At 74.0% G+C, this 17810-nt stretch carries 22 protein-coding genes; 15 read left to right on the forward strand and 7 right to left on the reverse strand.

Going from position 1 to position 17810, the window contains the following annotated elements; translation table 11 throughout:
* Positions 1 to 30: 30 nt before the first annotated feature.
* On the reverse strand, positions 31 to 891 hold the full coding sequence (locus RB614_RS34030; protein WP_308716808.1) for a TIGR03619 family F420-dependent LLM class oxidoreductase: 861 nt from the start codon (positions 889 to 891) through the stop codon (positions 31 to 33).
* Positions 892 to 1039: 148 nt separating this feature from the next.
* Between RB614_RS34030 and RB614_RS34035 the strand changes: the two genes are divergently transcribed.
* Positions 1040 to 1486, forward strand: a complete 447-nt coding sequence (locus RB614_RS34035) for a hypothetical protein (RefSeq protein WP_308716809.1) — start codon at positions 1040 to 1042, stop codon at positions 1484 to 1486.
* Here the strand turns inward: RB614_RS34035 and RB614_RS34040 are convergent.
* Both RB614_RS34040 and RB614_RS34045 read right to left on the reverse strand, forming a co-directional pair.
* A complete protein-coding gene (locus RB614_RS34040; RefSeq protein WP_308716810.1) occupies positions 1467 to 1880 on the reverse strand; it encodes a VOC family protein in 414 nt (137 codons plus the stop codon). The genes RB614_RS34035 and RB614_RS34040 overlap by 20 nt on opposite strands.
* Positions 1881 to 1967: 87 nt before the next feature.
* Entirely contained in the window at positions 1968 to 2936 is a 969-nt protein-coding gene (locus tag RB614_RS34045) for a phosphotransferase (protein WP_308716811.1), read from the reverse strand.
* A 139-nt stretch (positions 2937 to 3075) separates the two neighbouring features.
* On the opposite strand from RB614_RS34045, the gene RB614_RS34050 reads away from it, so the two are divergent.
* Complete coding sequence (locus RB614_RS34050; protein ID WP_308716812.1) at positions 3076 to 4116, forward strand: hypothetical protein; 1041 nt, start codon at positions 3076 to 3078, stop codon at positions 4114 to 4116.
* 8 nt (positions 4117 to 4124) lie between these two features.
* On the opposite strand, the gene RB614_RS34055 is transcribed toward RB614_RS34050, so the two are convergent.
* Positions 4125 to 4292, reverse strand: a complete 168-nt coding sequence (locus RB614_RS34055; RefSeq protein ID WP_308716813.1) for a hypothetical protein — start codon at positions 4290 to 4292, stop codon at positions 4125 to 4127.
* A 17-nt stretch (positions 4293 to 4309) separates the two neighbouring features.
* Here RB614_RS34055 and RB614_RS34060 point away from each other — a divergent pair, with 17 nt between their 5' ends.
* The gene (locus tag RB614_RS34060; RefSeq protein ID WP_308716814.1) at positions 4310 to 4933 is read left to right on the forward strand and encodes a P-loop NTPase family protein; all 624 of its coding nucleotides are present in this window, start codon (positions 4310 to 4312) and stop codon (positions 4931 to 4933) included.
* Positions 4934 to 4937: 4 nt separating this feature from the next.
* Here the strand turns inward: RB614_RS34060 and RB614_RS34065 are convergent, their stop codons facing one another.
* Positions 4938 to 5759, reverse strand: a complete 822-nt coding sequence (locus RB614_RS34065; protein ID WP_308716815.1) for a PHP domain-containing protein — start codon at positions 5757 to 5759, stop codon at positions 4938 to 4940.
* Positions 5760 to 6196: 437 nt separating this feature from the next.
* Here RB614_RS34065 and RB614_RS34070 point away from each other — a divergent pair, with 437 nt between their 5' ends.
* The 6 genes from RB614_RS34070 (at position 6197) to RB614_RS34095 (ending at position 12118) form a co-directional block, all read left to right on the forward strand.
* Complete coding sequence (locus RB614_RS34070; RefSeq protein ID WP_308716816.1) at positions 6197 to 7252, forward strand: sugar ABC transporter substrate-binding protein; 1056 nt, start codon at positions 6197 to 6199, stop codon at positions 7250 to 7252.
* A complete protein-coding gene (locus tag RB614_RS34075) occupies positions 7252 to 8793 on the forward strand; it encodes a sugar ABC transporter ATP-binding protein (RefSeq protein WP_308716817.1) in 1542 nt (513 codons plus the stop codon). The genes RB614_RS34070 and RB614_RS34075 overlap by 1 nt, the downstream gene beginning before the upstream one ends.
* Positions 8790 to 9803 (forward strand): ABC transporter permease, encoded by a 1014-nt coding sequence (locus tag RB614_RS34080; RefSeq protein WP_308716818.1) that lies wholly within the window; start codon positions 8790 to 8792, stop codon positions 9801 to 9803. The genes RB614_RS34075 and RB614_RS34080 overlap by 4 nt, the downstream gene beginning before the upstream one ends.
* A 420-nt stretch (positions 9804 to 10223) precedes the next feature.
* A complete protein-coding gene (locus tag RB614_RS34085) occupies positions 10224 to 10574 on the forward strand; it encodes a YciI family protein (protein WP_308716819.1) in 351 nt (116 codons plus the stop codon).
* A gap of 8 nt (positions 10575 to 10582) precedes the next feature.
* A complete protein-coding gene (locus RB614_RS34090; RefSeq protein ID WP_308716820.1) occupies positions 10583 to 11803 on the forward strand; it encodes an RNA polymerase sigma factor in 1221 nt (406 codons plus the stop codon).
* A gap of 42 nt (positions 11804 to 11845) precedes the next feature.
* A complete protein-coding gene (locus RB614_RS34095; RefSeq protein WP_308716821.1) occupies positions 11846 to 12118 on the forward strand; it encodes a hypothetical protein in 273 nt (90 codons plus the stop codon).
* 16 nt (positions 12119 to 12134) lie between these two features.
* On the opposite strand, the gene RB614_RS34100 is transcribed toward RB614_RS34095, so the two are convergent.
* A complete protein-coding gene (locus RB614_RS34100) occupies positions 12135 to 13055 on the reverse strand; it encodes a diacylglycerol/lipid kinase family protein (protein WP_308716822.1) in 921 nt (306 codons plus the stop codon).
* A 74-nt stretch (positions 13056 to 13129) separates the two neighbouring features.
* Between RB614_RS34100 and RB614_RS34105 the strand changes: the two genes are divergently transcribed.
* From RB614_RS34105 to RB614_RS34125, 5 genes are all read left to right on the forward strand, one after another.
* Positions 13130 to 13375, forward strand: a complete 246-nt coding sequence (locus tag RB614_RS34105; protein WP_308716823.1) for a three-helix bundle dimerization domain-containing protein — start codon at positions 13130 to 13132, stop codon at positions 13373 to 13375.
* A 246-nt stretch (positions 13376 to 13621) separates the two neighbouring features.
* Positions 13622 to 14737: an Ldh family oxidoreductase gene (locus RB614_RS34110; RefSeq protein WP_308716824.1), complete on the forward strand. Its 1116-nt coding sequence runs from the start codon at positions 13622 to 13624 to the stop codon at positions 14735 to 14737.
* The gene (locus tag RB614_RS34115) at positions 14734 to 15189 is read left to right on the forward strand and encodes a cupin domain-containing protein (RefSeq protein WP_308716825.1); all 456 of its coding nucleotides are present in this window, start codon (positions 14734 to 14736) and stop codon (positions 15187 to 15189) included. Before RB614_RS34110 ends, RB614_RS34115 begins: the two co-directional genes overlap by 4 nt.
* A gap of 1 nt (position 15190) precedes the next feature.
* Positions 15191 to 15592 (forward strand): RidA family protein, encoded by a 402-nt coding sequence (locus RB614_RS34120; RefSeq protein ID WP_308716826.1) that lies wholly within the window; start codon positions 15191 to 15193, stop codon positions 15590 to 15592.
* Positions 15589 to 16506 carry an amidohydrolase family protein gene (locus RB614_RS34125; protein ID WP_308716827.1) on the forward strand — a complete coding sequence of 306 codons (918 nt, stop codon included), beginning with the start codon at positions 15589 to 15591 and terminating at the stop codon, positions 16504 to 16506. Before RB614_RS34120 ends, RB614_RS34125 begins: the two co-directional genes overlap by 4 nt.
* Positions 16507 to 16517: 11 nt before the next feature.
* Here the strand turns inward: RB614_RS34125 and RB614_RS34130 are convergent, their stop codons facing one another.
* Complete coding sequence (locus RB614_RS34130) at positions 16518 to 17057, reverse strand: NUDIX hydrolase (protein WP_308716828.1); 540 nt, start codon at positions 17055 to 17057, stop codon at positions 16518 to 16520.
* Positions 17058 to 17197: 140 nt separating this feature from the next.
* Here RB614_RS34130 and RB614_RS34135 point away from each other — a divergent pair, with 140 nt between their 5' ends.
* Positions 17198 to 17683 (forward strand): hypothetical protein, encoded by a 486-nt coding sequence (locus RB614_RS34135; RefSeq protein WP_308716829.1) that lies wholly within the window; start codon positions 17198 to 17200, stop codon positions 17681 to 17683.
* Positions 17684 to 17810 lie beyond the last annotated feature (127 nt).

Here is a 17810-nt window from a genome sequence, read left to right on the forward strand (position 1 = left end):
CGGCGACGCCGACCGCCTCGGGCGAGGGGTCTACACGGGAGTGAGCGCGAAGCGCTCGGCGAAGGCGTCCATCTGCGCGTACCGCTCCGCCGGCTCCTCGGCCGTGGCGCCGACGACGATGCGGGTCACGCCCTCGGCGGCGAGCGCCTCGACGCGCTCGGGCGTGACGTCGATCGAGCCCCAGCGGGTGTACTCCAGGGCGGCCGGGTCGCGGCCGGCCTCGACCGCCGCCGCGCGGGCCAGGTCGAGCTGCGCGCGGCGCTCGTCCGGCAGGAGCAGGCCGCCGGGGAAGAAGCCGTCGCCGCGCCGCCCGGCCCGGCGCGCGGCGGGGCGGCTCGACCCTCCGATGTGGATCGGCAGGACGTCCCCGCCGTACGGCTTGGGGTAGCAGGTCACGTTGTCGAAGTCGAAGAACTCTCCGTGGAAGCTCACCCCCTCCGCCCCGCCGCCCCACAGCAGGCGCAGCACGTCGATCGCCTCGTCGGTGCGGCGGCCGCGGGTGGTGAAGTCGACGCCGGTCGCGTGCGCCTCGCCGGGCAGCGTGCCGACGCCGACGGTGAGCAGCCGCATCCGGCCGCGGGACAGCGCGTCGATGGTGGCCAGGCGCTTGGCGAGCACGACCGGATGGTGGTACGGCAGCAGCAGCACGCCGGTGCCGAGCAGGATCCGCGAGGTGGCCGCCGCCACGAAGGCGAGCATGTCGAGCGGGTCGGGGCTCTCGAGCGTCGGCGGGATGGGCATCTCGCCGATCGTCGCGCCGGGGTACAGCACGATGTGCTCGGGCAGGTAGACGGCCTCGAAGCCGCACTCCTCCGCGTGCCGCGCGTAGCCGATCAGGCCGTCGGGGTCAATGCCGTGGTAGGCGGGGCTGTAGCTGATCGCGAACCTCACCAGTCAACGCTAGATCGCGCCGCCGGGCGCCGGCCGGGTGGGGCGGCCAACGGCCAAGGCACTTGCGCGACGGGGCGGGTTCCTTCAGGATGGACCGCAGCACACATACCCCCACCCGGTACCAGTATCCGAAGGAGGCGTCGGCCCGATGACCAGCACGGAGACCTCGGCCGAGCACGGCACGCCGTACCAGATGATCCGCGCTCTGGCCCGGCGCTGGCCGACGGCGCTGGCCGCCGTCTCCGCCCTGGTGATCCTGGGTGGCGGTGACCGGGCGGCCGAGGTGACCGCCCTCAGTGAGACGTTGCTGTTCCTGCCCCTGATCTACCTGGTCGTGGCGCGCGCCGGCCGGCGCGGCCGCGCCGGGCCGGCGCGGGGCGGGGGGGGGGGCCGGCGCCTCGGCTTGCGCGCGGGCGACGTGGCGGTGGCGGCGGGGGCGGGGGCGCTCGCGGCCGTGGCGCGCGCCTGGAGCGCCGTCGGGCACGCGCACGACCCGGGCACCCTCCGCGTGCAGGCGGTGGGGATGGTCGGTTTCGGCGGCCCGACCTCCCGGGTGGGGGCCGGGCCGCCCCGAGTCAGGCCTGCGGCTGGCTGATGTTGACCAGCCAGGAGATGCCGAACCGGTCGACGCACTGGCCGAACTCGTCGCCCCACATCTGCTTCTCCAGCGGGACGGTGACCGTGCCGCCGTCGGCGAGCTTGTCCCAGTAGCCGTGCAGCTCGTCGGCGTCGTCGCCGCTCAGGCTGACGGTGATGTTGTTGCCGGGATCGATCTGCCAGTCCGGCGGCGTGTCGGAGGCCATCAGCGTGTACCCGCTCGGGGTCTCCAGCTGGCCGTGCATGATCTTGTCCGCGGTCGCCGGGTCGGCGCCCGGAAACTGCCCGAACGTGCTCAGGGCCAGCTCGCCGCCGAACACGTCCTTGTAGAACTCCAGCGCCTGCCGCGCGTTGCCGTCGAAGTTGATGTACGGGTTGAGTCGTGATGCCATCACGGGCTCCAATGCTTTCGAGGCGGTCAACCCGCAGGCTAGCCTCCCTCACCCGCCGGGGGTGGAAAACGCCGTGATACCAGCGGTTCAGGTGGCCAGCGCGGCCAGGATGTCCCAGGTGGCGTCGTCGTCCGCGTCTCCGGCGTGCGGCGCCCGAAACCGGCTCGCGGCCGCCGCCAGGTCGGCCGCCTCCCACCGCAGCCGGAAGAGTTCGAGCAGGTCCAGCCGCGGCCGCACGCCGGTCGCCGCCTCGTACGCGGCGAGGATCGAGCCGTCGCCCGGGTCGAGGCTCCACAGGTCGCGCTCGGGCGCCGCGCGCAGCACCGTGTCCCAGTCGATCAGCCGCCATCTGCCCGCCGCGCGCATGGTGTTTCCGGGGTGCGGCTCGCCGTGGGTGAGCACCCACCGGGCCGGGTCGACCTCCGCGGCCAGCGCGTCGTAGTCGGCGAGCAGCTCCCGCACCCGCTCCGGCCGGGCCGCCAGCAGATCGCGCATCCGCCGCGCGTACGGGCCGGCGTCGGGCACGTCACCCGCCAGGGCCGCCTCCAGGTCGGCCCGGCCGGGCACGCGGAGGTCGTCCACCGCCGCTCCCGCGCCCGCCGCCGGGGGCGCGCCATGAAGAGCGACAACCATCCCTAGTACGGCGAGTCGCTGCTCGCCGGAAGCGAAATCACCCCACCCGAAGCTCTCCCCGTCGACGTACCGGTACACGGCGACGGTGAACCGGTCGTCCACTCGCGACAGTGCCGCGCCGTCCACTGTGGGCTCCGGCGCGACCACGAACTCCAGCCCGTGCGCGCCCAGCGCCACCGCGGTGCCGAGCGCGTCCCGCAGCCGCTCGTACGCCCGGTCGAGCGGCTCGCCCGCCGCGTACCGCTTCGTGCGCAGGTCGTCCACCGTCACGAACCACCGCCCGCCGCCGGCGTCGACGAGCTCCCAGTGGTGGCTGCCGAAGCCCACCGGCCGGTACGCGAGCGACGCCACCGCCAGTCCCCAGCCCGCAGTGAGCGCGGACGCGAGCCGCGCCTCGGCCAGCTCGTGCGGGGGTGTGTTCACCCCGGTTCTGTAGCACGCCGCCAGAGGTGTCCGCGAGGAAATATCGGTTTCCGGAACCGGGCCGCGATCCCACCTGGGACAGTGGTGCCGGCTCGCTACGTTCGGGATCGATGTCCGGCCCGCCCCCGAAGGAGTAGCGATGTCCCAGCCGCCCGCCCCCGTCGCCGCGTCGTTCGCGCCGCCGCCGCCCGGACCGCCGCCGGCCCGGTCCGGCGGGATCCTCGCGCACCTGGGCTGGGAGACGATCCTCCTGGTCCTGGTGCTGCTCACCGCCGCAGTCGTCGCCGCCACCGGCACGCTGTTCCGGGGCACGACGCCCTGGTTCAACCTGGCCACCGCCGGCCTGCTCGCCAGCGCCTTCGCCCTCTCGCTGCGCACCGCCACGCCCAACCTCGCGGTCGGCGCGATCGCCGTCCTGGCCGGCGCCACCTACGCCAAGCTCGCCGAAAACGACGTCGCGGGCGTGCTGGCCGGCATCGTGGCGCTGCTGGTCGCGCTCCTCGTCGGTGTGGTGCTCGGGCTGATCGCCGGCCTCACCTCCGCGCCCGCGTGGGCGGTCTCCCTCGGCGGCCTCGGCGTCGCGCAGGGCATCGCGTTCGGGCTGCTCGACGGGCAGGCCGTGCAGACCGGCAGCGGCCCGGCCGGCACCGGCCGGGCGATCCTCTGGACGCTCGTCTTCGTCGCGATCTCGGTGGGCGGCGGCGTGCTGTGGCTGGTCCCCGGCGTCCGGGCGGCGCTCGGCGGCAACCGGGCACAGGACGACCCGGTCCGCTTCCGCGCCGCCAAGCTGACCGGCGCGCTGGCCGGCCTCGGCGGCTCCAGCCTGCTCGCCGGCCTGAGCGGCGTGGCCCTCGTGACGTACATCGGCGTCGCCTCCCCGGCCAGCGGCGACAACCTGCTGTTCGCGGCCGGGGCGGCCCTGCTCGGCGGGGTGAGCGCCTTCGGCGGCCGGGGCGGCATCGCCGGCACCGTGTTCGCCAGTGCGCTGCTGGTCTTCGCCGACCAGGGCCTCATCCAGGCGGACGTGCCGCGCTGGGTCACGTTCTACCTGACGGCGGCGCTGGCCATCCTGGTCGGCGTGGGCGTGAGCCGGCTGATCGAAGCGACCTCCGGCCGGTACGCCCCGCTTCCGCCGCCCGCGGTGGCGCCTCCGCCGCCGGGCTGGGTGCCGCAGCGGTAGCCGGTGGCTCAGGCGCTCTCCGGCTCCTCCAGGGACTCCGCCACGCGGTCACGCAGCCGGGTACGGATCTCGTCCGGGGTGTAGGCGCGGCGGCGGCGCTCGGCCCTCGCCACCACCACGCCGGTCGCCGCCACGCCGACGAACGCGGCGAGCCCGAGTACCTTCCACCAACGCATCCGCCTAGGGTAATGCCGTGCCCAGTCTCGGCCTCGACGAAGCGGTGGACCTGACGCGCACGGGCGACCTCTGGCTCTTTCGCGGCCGGTCGGGAGCCGACCGCGCGATCCAGGTGACCACCAACAGCCCGGTCAACCACGTCGGCATGGCGGTGGTCATCGAGGACATGCCGCCGATGATGTGGCACGCCGAGCTGGGCAAGTCGCTGCGCGACCTGTGGTCCGGCGGCCACCACCGGGGCGTCCAGCTGCACGACCTGCGGGCGGCCGTGCTCGTGTGGGCCCGGCGGTACGGGCAGCGGGCCTGGCTGCGCCAGCTCGAGCCGCCGCCCGCCCGGGCCCAGGAGGACGCGGTGCTGCGGACGGTGGCGCGGCTGGACGGCACGCCGTTCCCGTCCACCGCGCGGCTCGCCTGGCGCTGGGCCCGCGGGCGGGTGCCGGTGCGGCTGCGGCAGGAAGGGCTGGAGAGCGCGTACTGCGCGGAGGTCGTGGCGGTCACCTACGAGGCGATGGGGCTGCTGCCGGCCGGACGCAACCCCAACTGGTACGACCCGGGTCGCTTCTGGAGCGGCGACGACCTGGCGCTCTCCGGCGGGTTCACGCTGGGCAGCGAGATCTCGGTGGAGATCCCGGCCGAGTGACGGGTCAGCGGCGCCAGAAGTCGTGGGCGTCGCGGCCGCGGGTGAAGCCGGCCGCCGCGGCCACGCCGACCGCCACGTCGAACCGGTCGCCGACGACCCAGGGCAGGTGGGCGTCGCTGCCGAAGGAGACCGCCCGGCCGCCCTCGTCGCGCCACCAGCGCAGCAGGTCGACGGAGGCCAGCGGGCTGCGCGTGTTGACCTCGAGGACGCGGTCGGAGCCGGCCAGGGCGCTCAGCACCGCCCGGTACCCCTCCTCGTAGTCCGCCTCCCGGTAGGGCGGGGCGTCCGGCGGCCAGTACCGCCGCGGGTAGTCCAGGTGGGCCAGCACCTCGAAGGCGTCGCTCTCCTTGATCATGCGGACCATCTCGGTGAAGTACCGCCGCATCACCTCGCGGGTGCCCAGCACGGGGAAGAGCTTGTCCGGCGCGACCAGCCGCCCCTCGTGCGGGATCGCGTGCAGCGAGCCGAGCACCCGCTCGAACGGGCCGCTCGCCAGCACGCCCGCCACGCTCGCCGCGAACATGTGCGGCTCGCCCGCCTCGACGCCGGTGCGGATACGCAGCCCGGGGTACCGCTCGCGGCACTCCGCGACGCTCGCCAGGTAGCCGGTGACGTCGATCGGCCGGATCAGCGCCCACCAGCCCAGCTCGAGCCCGTCACCGGCGATCGCGTCGCCGGCGACCCAGTCGGTGAACTCCAGGTGCTCGGTGAAGGCGACCGCCGGTACGCCCAGCTCGACGGCGCGCGCGCAGGCCCGGTCCATCGACGCCTGCGGCCCGGTGTCGAACGACCACTCGGAATGCACGTGGTTGTCGGCGGGCAGCACCCTTCCGAGTCTGCCAGCCGGGCCTGGATCACCCAAGATCGTGTGATCCGGTCAACGCTCAACGTCGACCACGCACGACCCGCCGCACGGGCTGACGGTCGGCAACGGCCGCACCGGCGCTAGCCGCGTAGCCGCGCGTCGATGGACGAGGGACCCGTCACGGCGATCGTGGGGGGTCCCTCGATCACATCAGAGCGGCTAAAATACCTCCGATCTTTGCCGCACTTGGTGCCTTTCGAACCAAAGGCTCACCCCGGCACACGACCGGGAAACCGAAACATCCGATGTTCTTGCGCTTGCCTGCCCCGGATGGTCTTGTTTCCGGGCGGCGACGGCCGTAACCTCACGACAAACATCGGATGCATGCCGGTCGCTGCCGGCGGCACCCGCCATACCCGTCAACGCCCGCGACAACCCCACCTGAATCGAGGGCATCGATGAGACATATCAGCAGACCAGCCACGGCCATCCTGATGGCCGCCGCGCTCGCCGCCGGTGCGACCGGGTGCGGCGACGACGCCGGCAGCGGCGGCACCGGCACGGGCAGCGGGAGCGGCGGGCAGATCGGCATCGACCTGCCCCGCGCCGACTCGGACTTCTGGAACTCGTACGCCAAGTACGTGCCGCGGTTCGCGACCGAGCTCGGCATCAACCTGATGACGCCGACCAACTCGCAGAACGACGTGGCCAAGCTCGTCGCCAACGCGCAGGCGCTGCAGAGCCAGGGCGCCAAGGCGATCGTGATGGCCCCGCAGGACACCGGCGCCATCGCCTCCACGCTCACCACGCTGGAGTCGAAGAAGATCCCGGTGGTCACTGTGGACACCCGCCCGGACAAGGGCAAGGTCTTCATGGTGGTGCGCGCGGACAACCGGGCGTACGGGCAGAAGGCCTGCGAGTTCCTCGGCGAGAAGCTGGGCGGCAAGGGCAAGGTGATCGAGTTCCAGGGCTCGCTCTCCTCCATCAACGGCCGCGACCGGTCCGAGGCCTTCATCGAGTGCATGAAGAGCAAGTACCCGGGGATCACGGTCTTCGAGGAGCCCACCGAGTGGGAGGGCACCAAGGCCGCGGCGGCGCTGCAGACCCGGCTCGCCCAGCACCCCGACATCAAGGGCGTCTACATGCAGGCCGGCGGCGTCTTCCTCGCCCCGACGCTGCAGGTGCTCAAGTCGAAGAACCTGCTCGTGCCGCCGGAGGACCCGAAGCACATGTTCGTCGTCTCCAACGACGGCATCCCGCAGGAGTTCGAGGCGATCCGCAAGGGCGAGATCGACGCGACCGTCTCCCAGCCCGCCGACCTGTACGCCAAGTACGCGCTCTTCTACGCGAAGGCGGCCGTCGAGGGCAAGACGTTCCAGCCCGGCCCGACCGACCACGGCAGCACCATCATCGACGTCGGCGGCGGCACGCTGGAAGACCAGCTGCCCGCGCCGCTCGTCACCAAGGAGAACGTGGACGACCAGGCCCTCTGGGGCAACCAGATCGGCAAGTGATGACCTCTTCCGGCGCGGGTACACCCGCACCAACCGCCGCCACGGCCGGCACCCCCCTCCCGGCCGTGGCGGCGCGCGGGATCACCAAGCGGTACGGCCCGACCACCGCCCTGCTGGACGCCGGCATCGCCATCGCGCCGGGCGAGACGCACGCGCTCGTCGGGCGCAACGGCGCCGGCAAGTCCACATTGGTCTCGATTCTGACCGGGCTGCAGCGGGCCGACACCGGCGAGGTGCGCTTCGCCGGCGAGCCGGCCCCGTCCCTCTCCGACCGGGACGGCTGGCGGCGGCTGGTCGCCTGCGTGTACCAGAAGTCCACGATCATCCCGACCCTCACGGTCGCCGAAAACCTGTTCTTGAACAGGCAGGGTGGTGGGCTGATCGGCTGGCGGTCGCTGCGGCGCCGCGCGGCGGACCTCCTCGACGCGTACGGCGTGGCCGTCGACCCGGCGCGGGTGGCCGGTGAGCTGACGGTGGAGCAGCGGCAGCTGGTGGAGATCGCGCGGGCGCTCTCGTTCGGCGCCCGGTTCATCATCCTCGACGAGCCCACCGCCCAGCTCGACGCGGCGGCGATCGAGCGGCTCTTCGACCGGATGCGGCAGCTGCGCGACGGCGGCGTGACGTTCCTGTTCATCTCCCACCACCTCCAGGAGGTGTACGAGGTATGCCAGAGCGTCACGGTCTTCCGCGACGCGCGGCACGTGCTCACCGCGCCGGTCACCGACCTGCCGCACGACGAGCTCGTCGGGGCGATGACCGGCGACGCCGGGCCGCTGCTGTCGTCCGGTGCCGCCCGCCCCGCCGTCCCGGCGGCCGCGGAGACCGTACTGGCGGTGGACGGGCTGCGGCTCGCGGGCTTCTACGAGGACGTGCGCCTCGCCGTACGGGCCGGCGAGATGGTCGGGCTGATCGGCTCGGGCAGCAGCGGCAAGGTGGCGCTCGCCGAGACGATCGCCGGGCTGCGCAGGGCGGACGGCGGTACGGTCACCGTGGCCGGCAGCCGCCCCAGGCCGGGCAGCGTCCCGTCCGCGCTCGCCGGCGGCCTCGGCTACCTGCCGCAGGACCGGCACCGCGAGGGACTCGTACCCCTGCTGTCGGTGGCGGAGAACGCGACCTTGCCGATCGCCGGAAAGCTCGGCCCCGCGGGCGTCATCGCGCCGGCCCGCCGCCGCGCGGCGGCGCAGCGGATGATCGACGCGTACGACATCAAGACCTCCGGCCCGGACCAGCCGGTGAACGCGCTGTCCGGCGGCAACGCCCAGAAGGTCGTGCTGGCCCGGGCGCTCAGCAACGACCCCAGGGCACTGGTCATGGTCAACCCGACGGCGGGCGTCGACGTACGTTCCAAGGAATCCCTGCTCGGCGCCGTGGCCTCCGCCGCGACCGCCGGCACCGGCGTGCTGGTGGTCTCCGACGAGCTGGACGACCTGCGCTCCTGCGACCGGGTGCTGGTCATGTTTCACGGACGCGTGGTCCGCGAGGTGCCGCGCGGCTGGGCCGACGCCGACCTCGTGGCGGCGGTGGAGGGAGTGCGGGAATGACGAACTCGCGGACCGTGGCGGTCGCCCCGCCGGCGGCGGCTCCGCGCCGGGTGCGGCTGGCCAGGTTCCGGGATCTCGCGCTGGTGCCGGCCATCCTGCTGCTGGTCGTCGTCGGCGCGGTCATCGACCCGGTCTTCCTCACCAAGGCCAACATCACCAACGTCCTCCAGCAGCAGACCGAGCTCTCCCTGCTGGTGCTGGCCGAGGCGATCATCCTGATCGCGGGCAAGTTCGACCTGTCGCTGGAGTCGACGATCGGCCTCGCCCCGGCGCTCGCGGTCGGCCTGGTCATCCCGGTCGCCAGCAACGGCCTCGGCACCGACCTGCCGGTCGCGCTGGCCATCCCGCTGTGCCTGCTGACCGGGCTCGCGATCGGGGCGTTCAACGGCCTGCTGATCCTGCGTTTCAAGCTCTCCGCGTTCATCGTGACGCTCGGCATGCTGATCGTCCTACGTGGACTCCAGATCGGCCTGACCGGCGGCCAGAACCTCTTCGACATCCCGCAGTCCGTGCTGTACCTGGGCAACGCCGTCTGGCTGGGGCTGCCCGCGTCGATCTGGATCTGCGGGGCGCTGTTCGCGGCGGGCATCCTGGCGCTGGGCTTCCTGCGGCACGGCCGCGCCGTGTACGCCATCGGCGGCAACGTCGACGCCGCCCGCGCGGCCGGCATCCGCACCGACCGCGTGGTCTGGATCGTGCTCATGCTGGGCGGCCTGCTGGCGGCGCTGGCCGGCCTGCTGATGACCGGCCGGCTGGGCTCGGTCGCCTCGGCCCAGGGCGACGGCATGATCTTCACCGTCTTCGCGGCCGCGGTGATCGGCGGCGTCAGCCTGGACGGCGGCAAGGGGACGCTCTTCGGCGCGCTCTGCGGCGTGATCGTGCTCGGCCTGATCAACAACATCCTCACGCTGGGCGGCGTCTCCGCCCAGTGGATCCAGGCCATCTACGGCGCCATCATCCTGGTCGCCCTGATCCTCGCCCGCGTGACCTCCGGCAAGGCCCAGGACTGACGAGATCGTGGTACGGATCCGCCCTCCCGGGGGCCGGTCCGTACCACGATCTGAACGTGACGCGACGCGACGACGTCGCCAGGTGTCCGACGGGCGCGGGCGACCGGAAACGGAGATCCGGCTTGCCACAGCGTGCGCCGCTTCGATTCGGAAAGCGCAGAGCCGAACGTGCGGTGAATGACGGAGAGCGTCGGTGGGCGGTCGGAGCATCCGGCGACCACGAAAGGGTCGGCTGTCGCCGACCTGACGCCTGCTGACGTTGCGAAGCCAGGTCGAGGCGTGTTGACGCGGCGGAGCCGACCGGGCGCCGCGGCGGGCGGCGGAAAAAGATCCGGTCCGGTTGTCCAGAACCCGGTGAGCCCGTTCGTTCCTAGAGTGGAAGCTGGCGAGGGCGCCGGCACCGACCTCTGGGAGCGAGCGATGCCCAAGTACGCAGCACTCATCTACTCGGCCGACGTCGACTGGAGCCAGCCGGAGTTCGCCGAGGCGACCAAGGAGTACAACGAGTTCGGCCAGGCGGCCGCGGCGGTCTTGCGGGGCGGCGAGGCGCTGTACCCGACGTCCAGCGCCACCACCGTCCGGGTGACCGGTGGCAAGGGCGGTGACGTGGTCACCACCGACGGGCCGTACGCGGAGACCAAGGAGGCCCTGACCGGCTTCTACCTGCTGGAATGCGCCGACCTCGACGAGGCGATCACGGTCGCGGCGAAGATCCCGGCCGCCTGGGACGGGGCCGTCGAGGTGCGGCCGGTCCTCGAGTTCGGCGCGTAGCGCACCGCATGGCTGCCGGTGACGCGATCGCGCGCCTGGTCCGCGAGGAGGGTACCCGCGTCCTGGCCACCCTCGCCCGCGTCACCGGCAGCATCGACCTCGCGCAGGACGCGGCCCAGGACGCCGTCGTACGGGCGCTGGAGACGTGGCCGCGCGACGGCGTACCCGAGAACCCGCGCGCCTGGCTCCTGGTCACCGCGCGCCGCCGGGCGGTCGACATCATCCGGCGGGAGGCGCGGCGGGCCGGGAAGGAGGCCGAGGCGACGATGTTCGCGAGCGCCGAGCCCGACCCGCCCGAGGTGGTCCGCGACGACCTGCTGCGGCTCGTGTTCACCTGCTGCCATCCGGCGCTCTCCGTCGAGGCGCAGGTGGCGCTCGCGCTGCGCACCCTCGGCGGGCTCTCCACCGCCGAGGTCGCGCGCGGCCTGCTGGTGCCCGAGGCGACGATGGCCAAGCGCCTCACCCGCGCCAAGCAGAAGATCGCGCAGGCCGGCATCCCCTATCGGGTGCCGCCGGCCGAGCAGCTTCCGGCCCGGCTCACCGGCGTCGCCACGACGATCTACCTGATCTTCAACGAGGGGTACGCGGCCGGCGCCGGCGCGGACCTCGTGCGGGTCGCGCTCACCGCCGAGGCGGTACGGCTGGCCCGCCTGCTGGCCGAGCTGATGCCCGACGAGCCGACCGCGCTGGGGCTGCTCGCGCTGCTGTTGCTGCACGACGCCCGGCGCGGCGCCCGCCTCGACGGCGCGGGCGGGCAGGTGCTCCTCGCCGACCAGGACCGGTCGCGGTGGGACCAGGGGGCGGTCAAGGAGGGGGTCGAGCTGGTCGGCCGGGCGCTGCGCCGCACCCCCGACCGGCCCGACGGGTACGTGGTGCAGGCCGCCATCGCCGCCTGCCACGCGCTGGCCCCCAGCTACGCCGAGACCAACTGGGACGCGGTCGTCTCCTGGTACGACGTCCTGCTCACGCTGCGCGACAACCCGGTCGCCCGGCTCAACCGCGCGGTGGCGGTGGCCGAGCGGGACGGCCCGGCGGCGGGACTCGCGCTGGTCGACGCGATCGGCGGCCTCGACGGGTACCCGTGGTGGCACGCCACCCGCGCTGAGCTGCTCCACCGCGGTGGCCGGCCGGACGAGGCGCGGGCGGCGTACGAGCGGGCGATCGGGCTCGGCCTGAGCGAGCCGCAGCTGGCCCACCTCCGCCGCCGGCTGGCCGAGCTGCCCGGGTGAGTCGGGACAGCGATTAGAACATGTGTGCGATAGGGTGGGCGGGTGCCCGAGACCCGTACCCAGACCCGGCAGGCCACCGTCGACCGGCTGCACCGCATCGCCGACGATCACGCCGGCGGCTACCGGCCGGGCCTGACCCGGGCGGACGCCCTCGCCGAGCTCGCCGCCACCTCGTCGGATCCCGACCTGCTGGCCGAGGCGGCGGCCGCGCACGCGATGGCTGACAACTGGTACGCGATCGTCGCGGTCGACCTGCTGATGGAGGCCGGCGCCGACGACGACCTGATCCAGCGCCACATCGCCGAGCTGGGCTGAGGCCTGCCGCGGCGGGTCAGGTGTCCACGAAGGACGGACCGACCAGCGCCCGGAGCGCGTTGGGGAGCAGGCGGATCCGCACCGGGGTGCGGCCGTGCACCTCGCCGTCCACGTCGAGCGGCAGCGGCGGGTCGGTCTCCAGCAGCAGGTCGTCGGTGGCCAGAAACGGCGGCGCGGTGGCCCGGCGGTGCCCGGCGAGCGCCTGCCGCAGGCTCGCCGAGAGCAGCTGCCGGCGCAGCTCGCCGCCGAGCGGATAGACGTGCAGGAGCCGATCGTCCACTGTGGCGTCCCGGGTGATCGCCTGCCCGGCCTGGAAGCGCCCGTTCACGACGTTCAGCTGGTGGGTGACCACTTCGTACTCGCCGCCGTCCGCGACGATGCGGGCCCGAAACGGGCGGTGCCAGGCCAGCCGCGCGACCGCCGTCAGCGGATACGCCGACTTGCCGATGTGCCGCTTCAGCCGCGCCGGGACCCGGAGGCCGACCTGGGCGGAGAGGCCGACGTTCGCGTGGTTGGCGAAGATGGTGTCGCCGGCCTGCCCCAGGTCGACGTCGGCCACGGCGCCCGCGGTGAGCACGCCCAGCGCGCCGGCCGGGCGGGGTGGGACGGCGAGCGCACGGGCGAAGTTGTTGGTGGTGCCGAGCGGCAGCACCCCGAGCGCGATGTCCCGGTGCGCCAGGTGCCGGGCGGCCTCGCTGACCGTGCCGTCGCCGCCGCCGGCCACGAGCAGGTCCGGGCCGAGCGCGATCGCCGAGGCCAGCGCGCCGGGCAGCTGGCCGGGGCGCTCGACCGGAAACGTGCCGAGGAGCTGGAAGTCGGCCAGCCGGTCGCGCACCACCTCGTAGAGCCGGCGGCCGCGGCGCGAGCGCGTGTTGACGACGAGGACGGTGCGCCGCTCACGGCGGATCGCCTCCTGGAGCTCGGTCTTGCTGCGCATGCGCTCCGCCGGTCGGGGTGTGGGGTCGCGTGGCGCAACGGTACAGGGTGGCGGAAACTGGGTACCGCGGGGACATGACCAGTGAGCAGCACATGACCAGTGAGCAGCATCAGTCCGGAATCGACGAGGAGCTGCGCGAGCAGGTCGCCGTCGACCACGTGAAGCGGGCCCTGGAGAGCGACTTCGACGACCATCCGACCGCCGAGGTCGAGCGAGCCGTCGAGGAGGCCCGCGAGCAGTACGCGGACGCGCCGGTCCGGGACTTCGTGCCCAACCTCGTCGAGCGCGACGCCCGTGACCGCCTCAAGGAGTCGCCGTAGGCCCGAGGAACCCGGCGGGCCGGGTCGCGCGGTCGGCCGCCGCGTGCCGGCCCGCCGTGCCTTCGACCTGGACACCGGTGGAGCCGAGGCCCGCTCTCGGTTGACGCCGGCCGGTACGGCACGGGTTCGATCCGAAGCATCCTGATCCGCCGCGGGCGCACACCGCCGGGGTCCCGGCCAGCGAGGCCGACCAGATATTTGATACAACTACCCCGGCGAAGCCTGGCGCCCAACGGAGGGAGGCACGTGACCGACCTCGTACCCGTTGAGGCGCTGTCGGCCCTGGTGGCGCGGCTTTTCGCGGCGGCCGGCGTGCCCGCGGACGCCGCCGCCACGGTCGCCGAGGCGCTGGTCGACGCCGACCTGCGCGGCCTCCCCTCGCACGGCAGCCATCTCGTGCCGGTCTACGTGGAGCGCCTGCGCCAGGGTTCGGTCAGCCCCCGCACCGACCCGAAGGTGCTGGTGGACACGGGTGCGATCGCCGTCCTCGACGCCGGGCACGCGCTCGGCGTGCTCACCGCCGACCACGCCATGTCGCTGGCCACCGCCAAGGCCCGCGACTACGGGATCGGGGCGGTCGCGGTCCGGCACGCGTTCCACTTCGGCGCCGCCGGCCGGTACGCGCGCGCCGCCGCCCGCGAGGGCTTCATCGGCGTCGCGACCGCCAACACCCGCCCGATGATGCCCGCGCCCGGCGGCGGGCACCCGGTCGTCGGCAACAACCCGATCGCGGTCGGCGTCCCCGCTCCCCGGGCCGCCGCCATCCGCTCCCCGGAGCGCGGCGACGCGGGCGGGGCGGCCGCCGACCCGGACGAGCCGCTGGTGCTCGACATCGCGCTCTCCGCGGCGAACATCGGCCGCATCCGCCTCGCCGCCGCCAACGGGAACGCCATCCCGGACGGCTGGGCCACCGACGCCGAAGGGCTCGCCACCACCGACCCGGTCGCCGCGCTCGCCGGGATGCTGCTGCCGGCCGCCGGCCACAAGGGCTTCGGGCTGGCGCTCATGGTCGACGTGCTGGCCGGTGTGCTGGCCGGTGGCGGCTACGGCGAGCGGGTCAACGGCCTGTACGCGGACACCGCCCTGCCCAACGAGTGCGGTCACTTCTTCCTCGCCCTCGACGTGGCGGCCTTCGGTGAACCGGACGGGTTTGCCACCCGGCTGGCCGATCTGGAAGCCTCGGTGACCGCGCCGCCGTACGCGCCCGGCGTCGACCGGGTGCTGCTGCCCGGCCAGCGCTCGGCGCGGCGGCTGCGCGGCGCCGCCCAGCGGGGCGTACCGGTGGACCGGGGAGTGCTGGCCCGGCTCCTCGCCCTCGCCGCGGACCTGGACGTTCCCGTACCGGAAGGACTGCCGAGGTGAACCTCTCCGAACCCGCCGCGTACTCCGGCGAGCTGCCCGACCGGGCCGCGGCCGGCGACCAAGGCGCGGCGCTGCGCCGGTTCCGCGAGATCATGGTGCAGACCGACGACCTGTCCTGGGTGGACAAGACGCTCGCCGGCCTCTCCCACAAGATGCTGTGGCGCGACGACGAGAGCGGCGCCTCGATCGCGCTGGTCCGCTTCGAGAAGGGCGCGGGCATCCCGTCCGCGCACGCGCACGCCTCCAACCAGTTCATGTTCTGCCTGAGCGGCCGGTACACGTACGAGCCGACCGGCATCACGCTCACGCCGGGCTCCTTCTACTGGAACCCGAAGGGGAGCGTGCACGGCCCGACCCGGGCGGAGGAGGAGTCGGTGCTGCTGGAGGTCTACGACGGGCCGCACTACCCGACCCAGCCGGACTGGTACACGAGCGCGGAGGACGCCCGCTGAGATGCCGAAACAGCCGCTCGTCGCACCCGGTCTGGCCCCGCCCAACGGCCACTTCTCGCAAGCCACGGTGGCCGGGCCGGGGCGGCTCGTGTTCATCTCCGGGATGACCGCGCGCCGGGCGGACGGCACGATCGCGGGCGTCGGCGACATCACCGAGCAGACCCACCAGGTCTGCCGCAACCTCGCCGCCGCGGTCGAGGCCGCCGGCGGCACGCTCGACGACATCGCGCGGGTCGACGTGTACGTGCGGGACATCGGTGACTTCGCGGCGATCCACGAGGTGCGCCGCCGGTACTTCACCGGCGAGCCGCCCGCGTCCACGATGGTCGAGGTGTCCCGGTTCGTGCACGACGACTACCTGATCGAGATCAACGCGATCGCCGTGCTCGGGGGTGGGGCTTGAGCGGCACCGGTGTCGACGTGCACACGCACCTGGCGCCGGCGCTCCCCCGCGTGTACACGGTGGACGGTCCGCCCGGCCTCGCCGACCCGGCCCGCCTCAAGCGATACCTGGACACGGCCGGGCTGGCCGGCGCGATCGTCTCGGTCCCCCCGCCGTACTACCGGCAGGACCTCACCGGCGACGACGGCGTGGAGTGGTCCGCCGCGGTCAACGCCGGCCTCGCCGCCCGCATCGAGGGGCTGCCCCGCCTGCGCGGACTGGCGTACCTCCCGCTGCACGACCCGGCGGCCGCACTGCGCGCGTACCAGACGGTCGGCGACGGCGAGTGGGTGGGCGTGGTGGCCGGGGCCGGCGGGCGCTGCCCCTCGCTGGCCGACCCGGCCTACGAGCCGCTGTGGCGGGCGCTCGACGCGGACGGCCGGGCGCTGCTGCTGCACCCGGCCCAGTCCCCCGACTACCGGCTGGCCGACTTCTACCTGCACAACCTGCTGGGCAACCCGGTGGAGACCGCGGTCGCCGCCGCCCAGCTGGTCTTCGGCAACGTCCTGGCCCGCCACCCCGGGCTCAAGGTGGTCCTGGTCCACGGCGGCGGCGCGGTGCCCGCGCTGGCCGGCCGGTGGTCCCGCGGCGTGGAGACCGCGCGGCCCGGGGTGCCCGAGCAGGAGCTGGGGGTACGGGACGCGCTGCGCCGCTTCTGGGTGGACGCCCTGACCCACGACGCCACGATGGCCCGGGTGCTGGTCGACGTCTTCGGCCCCGACAAGGTGCTGCTCGGCAGCGACTGGCCGTTTCCGATGGGCACCGGCGACCCGGCCGCCGCGCTGAACGCCTGCCCCGCGCTGGAAGGCGCCGGCATCCCCACGAGCGCCGGCACCACGAACGCCGCCGCCGCCTTCGGCTGGTCCGGCCCGTAGCCCCGGCCGGGTCAGCCGAGCAGCTCGCCCACCCGGGCCAGGGTCTCGCGGAGGTTGTCCGGGCCGGCGAGCTCCTGGGCGTCCGGGATGGCGAGCCAGCGCAGGTCGGCGCCGGGTTTCTCCGGGCGGGCCGCCTCCGGGGTGCCGGTAGCGAGCACGAAACGCAGGTCGGCGTGCTCGTGGGCGGGCTCGGTGGCGGACGGGGTCACCGACACCACCGCCACGTGCACCAGCCGGCCGTCGGGCCAGGGAACCAGGTCGTGCAGGCCGGTCTCCTCCCGCCCCTCGCGGAGGGCGACCGCCAGCGGCGCGGTCTCGCCCGGGTCGCCGTGGCCACCCACCTGGAGCCAGGCCCGCTGGCGGGCGTGCCAGCGCAGCAGCGCGCGCCGGGTCGGCGGATGGACGACGACCGCGGAGGCGGTGACGTGCAGCGGGGTCGCCCGCGACCAGGGGTCGCCGGGCACCAGGTCGCGGACCCGGGCGACGTCGGCGGCCTCGGCCTCCGTGCGCGGCTCGTAGCGGTCGAGGACATCGGCGAGTGACTCCAGCACCCGACCACCTTAGGCGGCTGGTCAGGTCGCCAGGACCGGGCGGGTGCAGCGCCGCCGCGTTCGTCCGGGTGATGCGGGGCGGCCCGGTCCCGCGGGGCGCCGCCGGGAACCGGGGACGGCGGGCACGACTCGCACCGGACATGAGACGCATCGCGGCGGCCGCCGCCCTCCTGCTGCTGGCGGCCTGCGACTCGGCCGGCCCCGCCGCACCGGCCGTCGTCGAGAGCCCGGCTCCCAGCGCGACGGCGGCGAGCTGCGCGGCCGGCGTACCGAGCCGGGTGCTGCCGGAGTGGGCGCGGACCGGCTTCAGTGACCCGAACCCCGCCATGCCGTACGTGCTCGGCGACCGCGGCGACATCGTGGCGATCGTCTTCGGGTACCCGCTGCGCGCGCCCAGCCAGCCGGACCGCAGCAACAAGATCCTGTGGGTCTCCCGGGTGTCGCAGGAGCCGGCCAGCCCGCTCGTGATCGACGCCCGCCTGGACGGCGGCGGCGACCCGGTCACCCGCGAGGTCTCCGGCGGCGCCGGCCCGTCGATCGTCGACCTGCCCGCGGCCGGCTGCTGGCACCTCCAGCTCACCTGGTCCGGCCACACCGACACGCTGCGCCTCACGTACGAGCGCTAAACGATCTATTCCAAGGTATGAGCTACCGCGATGCCCGTCGCGGTCCGGACCCAACGCCACTCACACTGATTCGATCAAGGCCGTGAGCTGGGCACGCTCAGCAGCGTCAGGCTGTTGACCGGCCCGA

Source organism: Phytohabitans maris, assembly GCF_031085175.1.
Classification (GTDB): domain Bacteria; phylum Actinomycetota; class Actinomycetes; order Mycobacteriales; family Micromonosporaceae; genus Phytohabitans; species Phytohabitans maris.

Excerpts from the sequence above, each read along its gene's own strand:
- RB614_RS34035 (WP_308716809.1), top strand. The coding sequence starts at position 1,040 with ATGACCAGCACGGAGACCTCGGCCGAGCACGGCACGCCGTACCAGATG.
- RB614_RS34100 (WP_308716822.1), bottom strand. The coding sequence starts at position 13,055 with ATGCGCAGCAAGACCGAGCTCCAGGAGGCGATCCGCCGTGAGCGGCGC.
- RB614_RS34070 (WP_308716816.1), top strand. The coding sequence starts at position 6,197 with ATGAGACATATCAGCAGACCAGCCACGGCCATCCTGATGGCCGCCGCG.
- RB614_RS34055 (WP_308716813.1), bottom strand. The coding sequence starts at position 4,292 with ATGCGTTGGTGGAAGGTACTCGGGCTCGCCGCGTTCGTCGGCGTGGCG.
- RB614_RS34105 (WP_308716823.1), top strand. The coding sequence starts at position 13,130 with ATGACCAGTGAGCAGCACATGACCAGTGAGCAGCATCAGTCCGGAATC.
- RB614_RS34080 (WP_308716818.1), top strand. The coding sequence starts at position 8,790 with ATGACGAACTCGCGGACCGTGGCGGTCGCCCCGCCGGCGGCGGCTCCG.
- RB614_RS34090 (WP_308716820.1), top strand. The coding sequence starts at position 10,583 with ATGGCTGCCGGTGACGCGATCGCGCGCCTGGTCCGCGAGGAGGGTACC.
- RB614_RS34135 (WP_308716829.1), top strand. The coding sequence starts at position 17,198 with ATGAGACGCATCGCGGCGGCCGCCGCCCTCCTGCTGCTGGCGGCCTGC.
- RB614_RS34075 (WP_308716817.1), top strand. The coding sequence starts at position 7,252 with ATGACCTCTTCCGGCGCGGGTACACCCGCACCAACCGCCGCCACGGCC.
- RB614_RS34040 (WP_308716810.1), bottom strand. The coding sequence starts at position 1,880 with ATGGCATCACGACTCAACCCGTACATCAACTTCGACGGCAACGCGCGG.
- RB614_RS34120 (WP_308716826.1), top strand. The coding sequence starts at position 15,191 with ATGCCGAAACAGCCGCTCGTCGCACCCGGTCTGGCCCCGCCCAACGGC.
- RB614_RS34085 (WP_308716819.1), top strand. The coding sequence starts at position 10,224 with ATGCCCAAGTACGCAGCACTCATCTACTCGGCCGACGTCGACTGGAGC.
- RB614_RS34050 (WP_308716812.1), top strand. The coding sequence starts at position 3,076 with ATGTCCCAGCCGCCCGCCCCCGTCGCCGCGTCGTTCGCGCCGCCGCCG.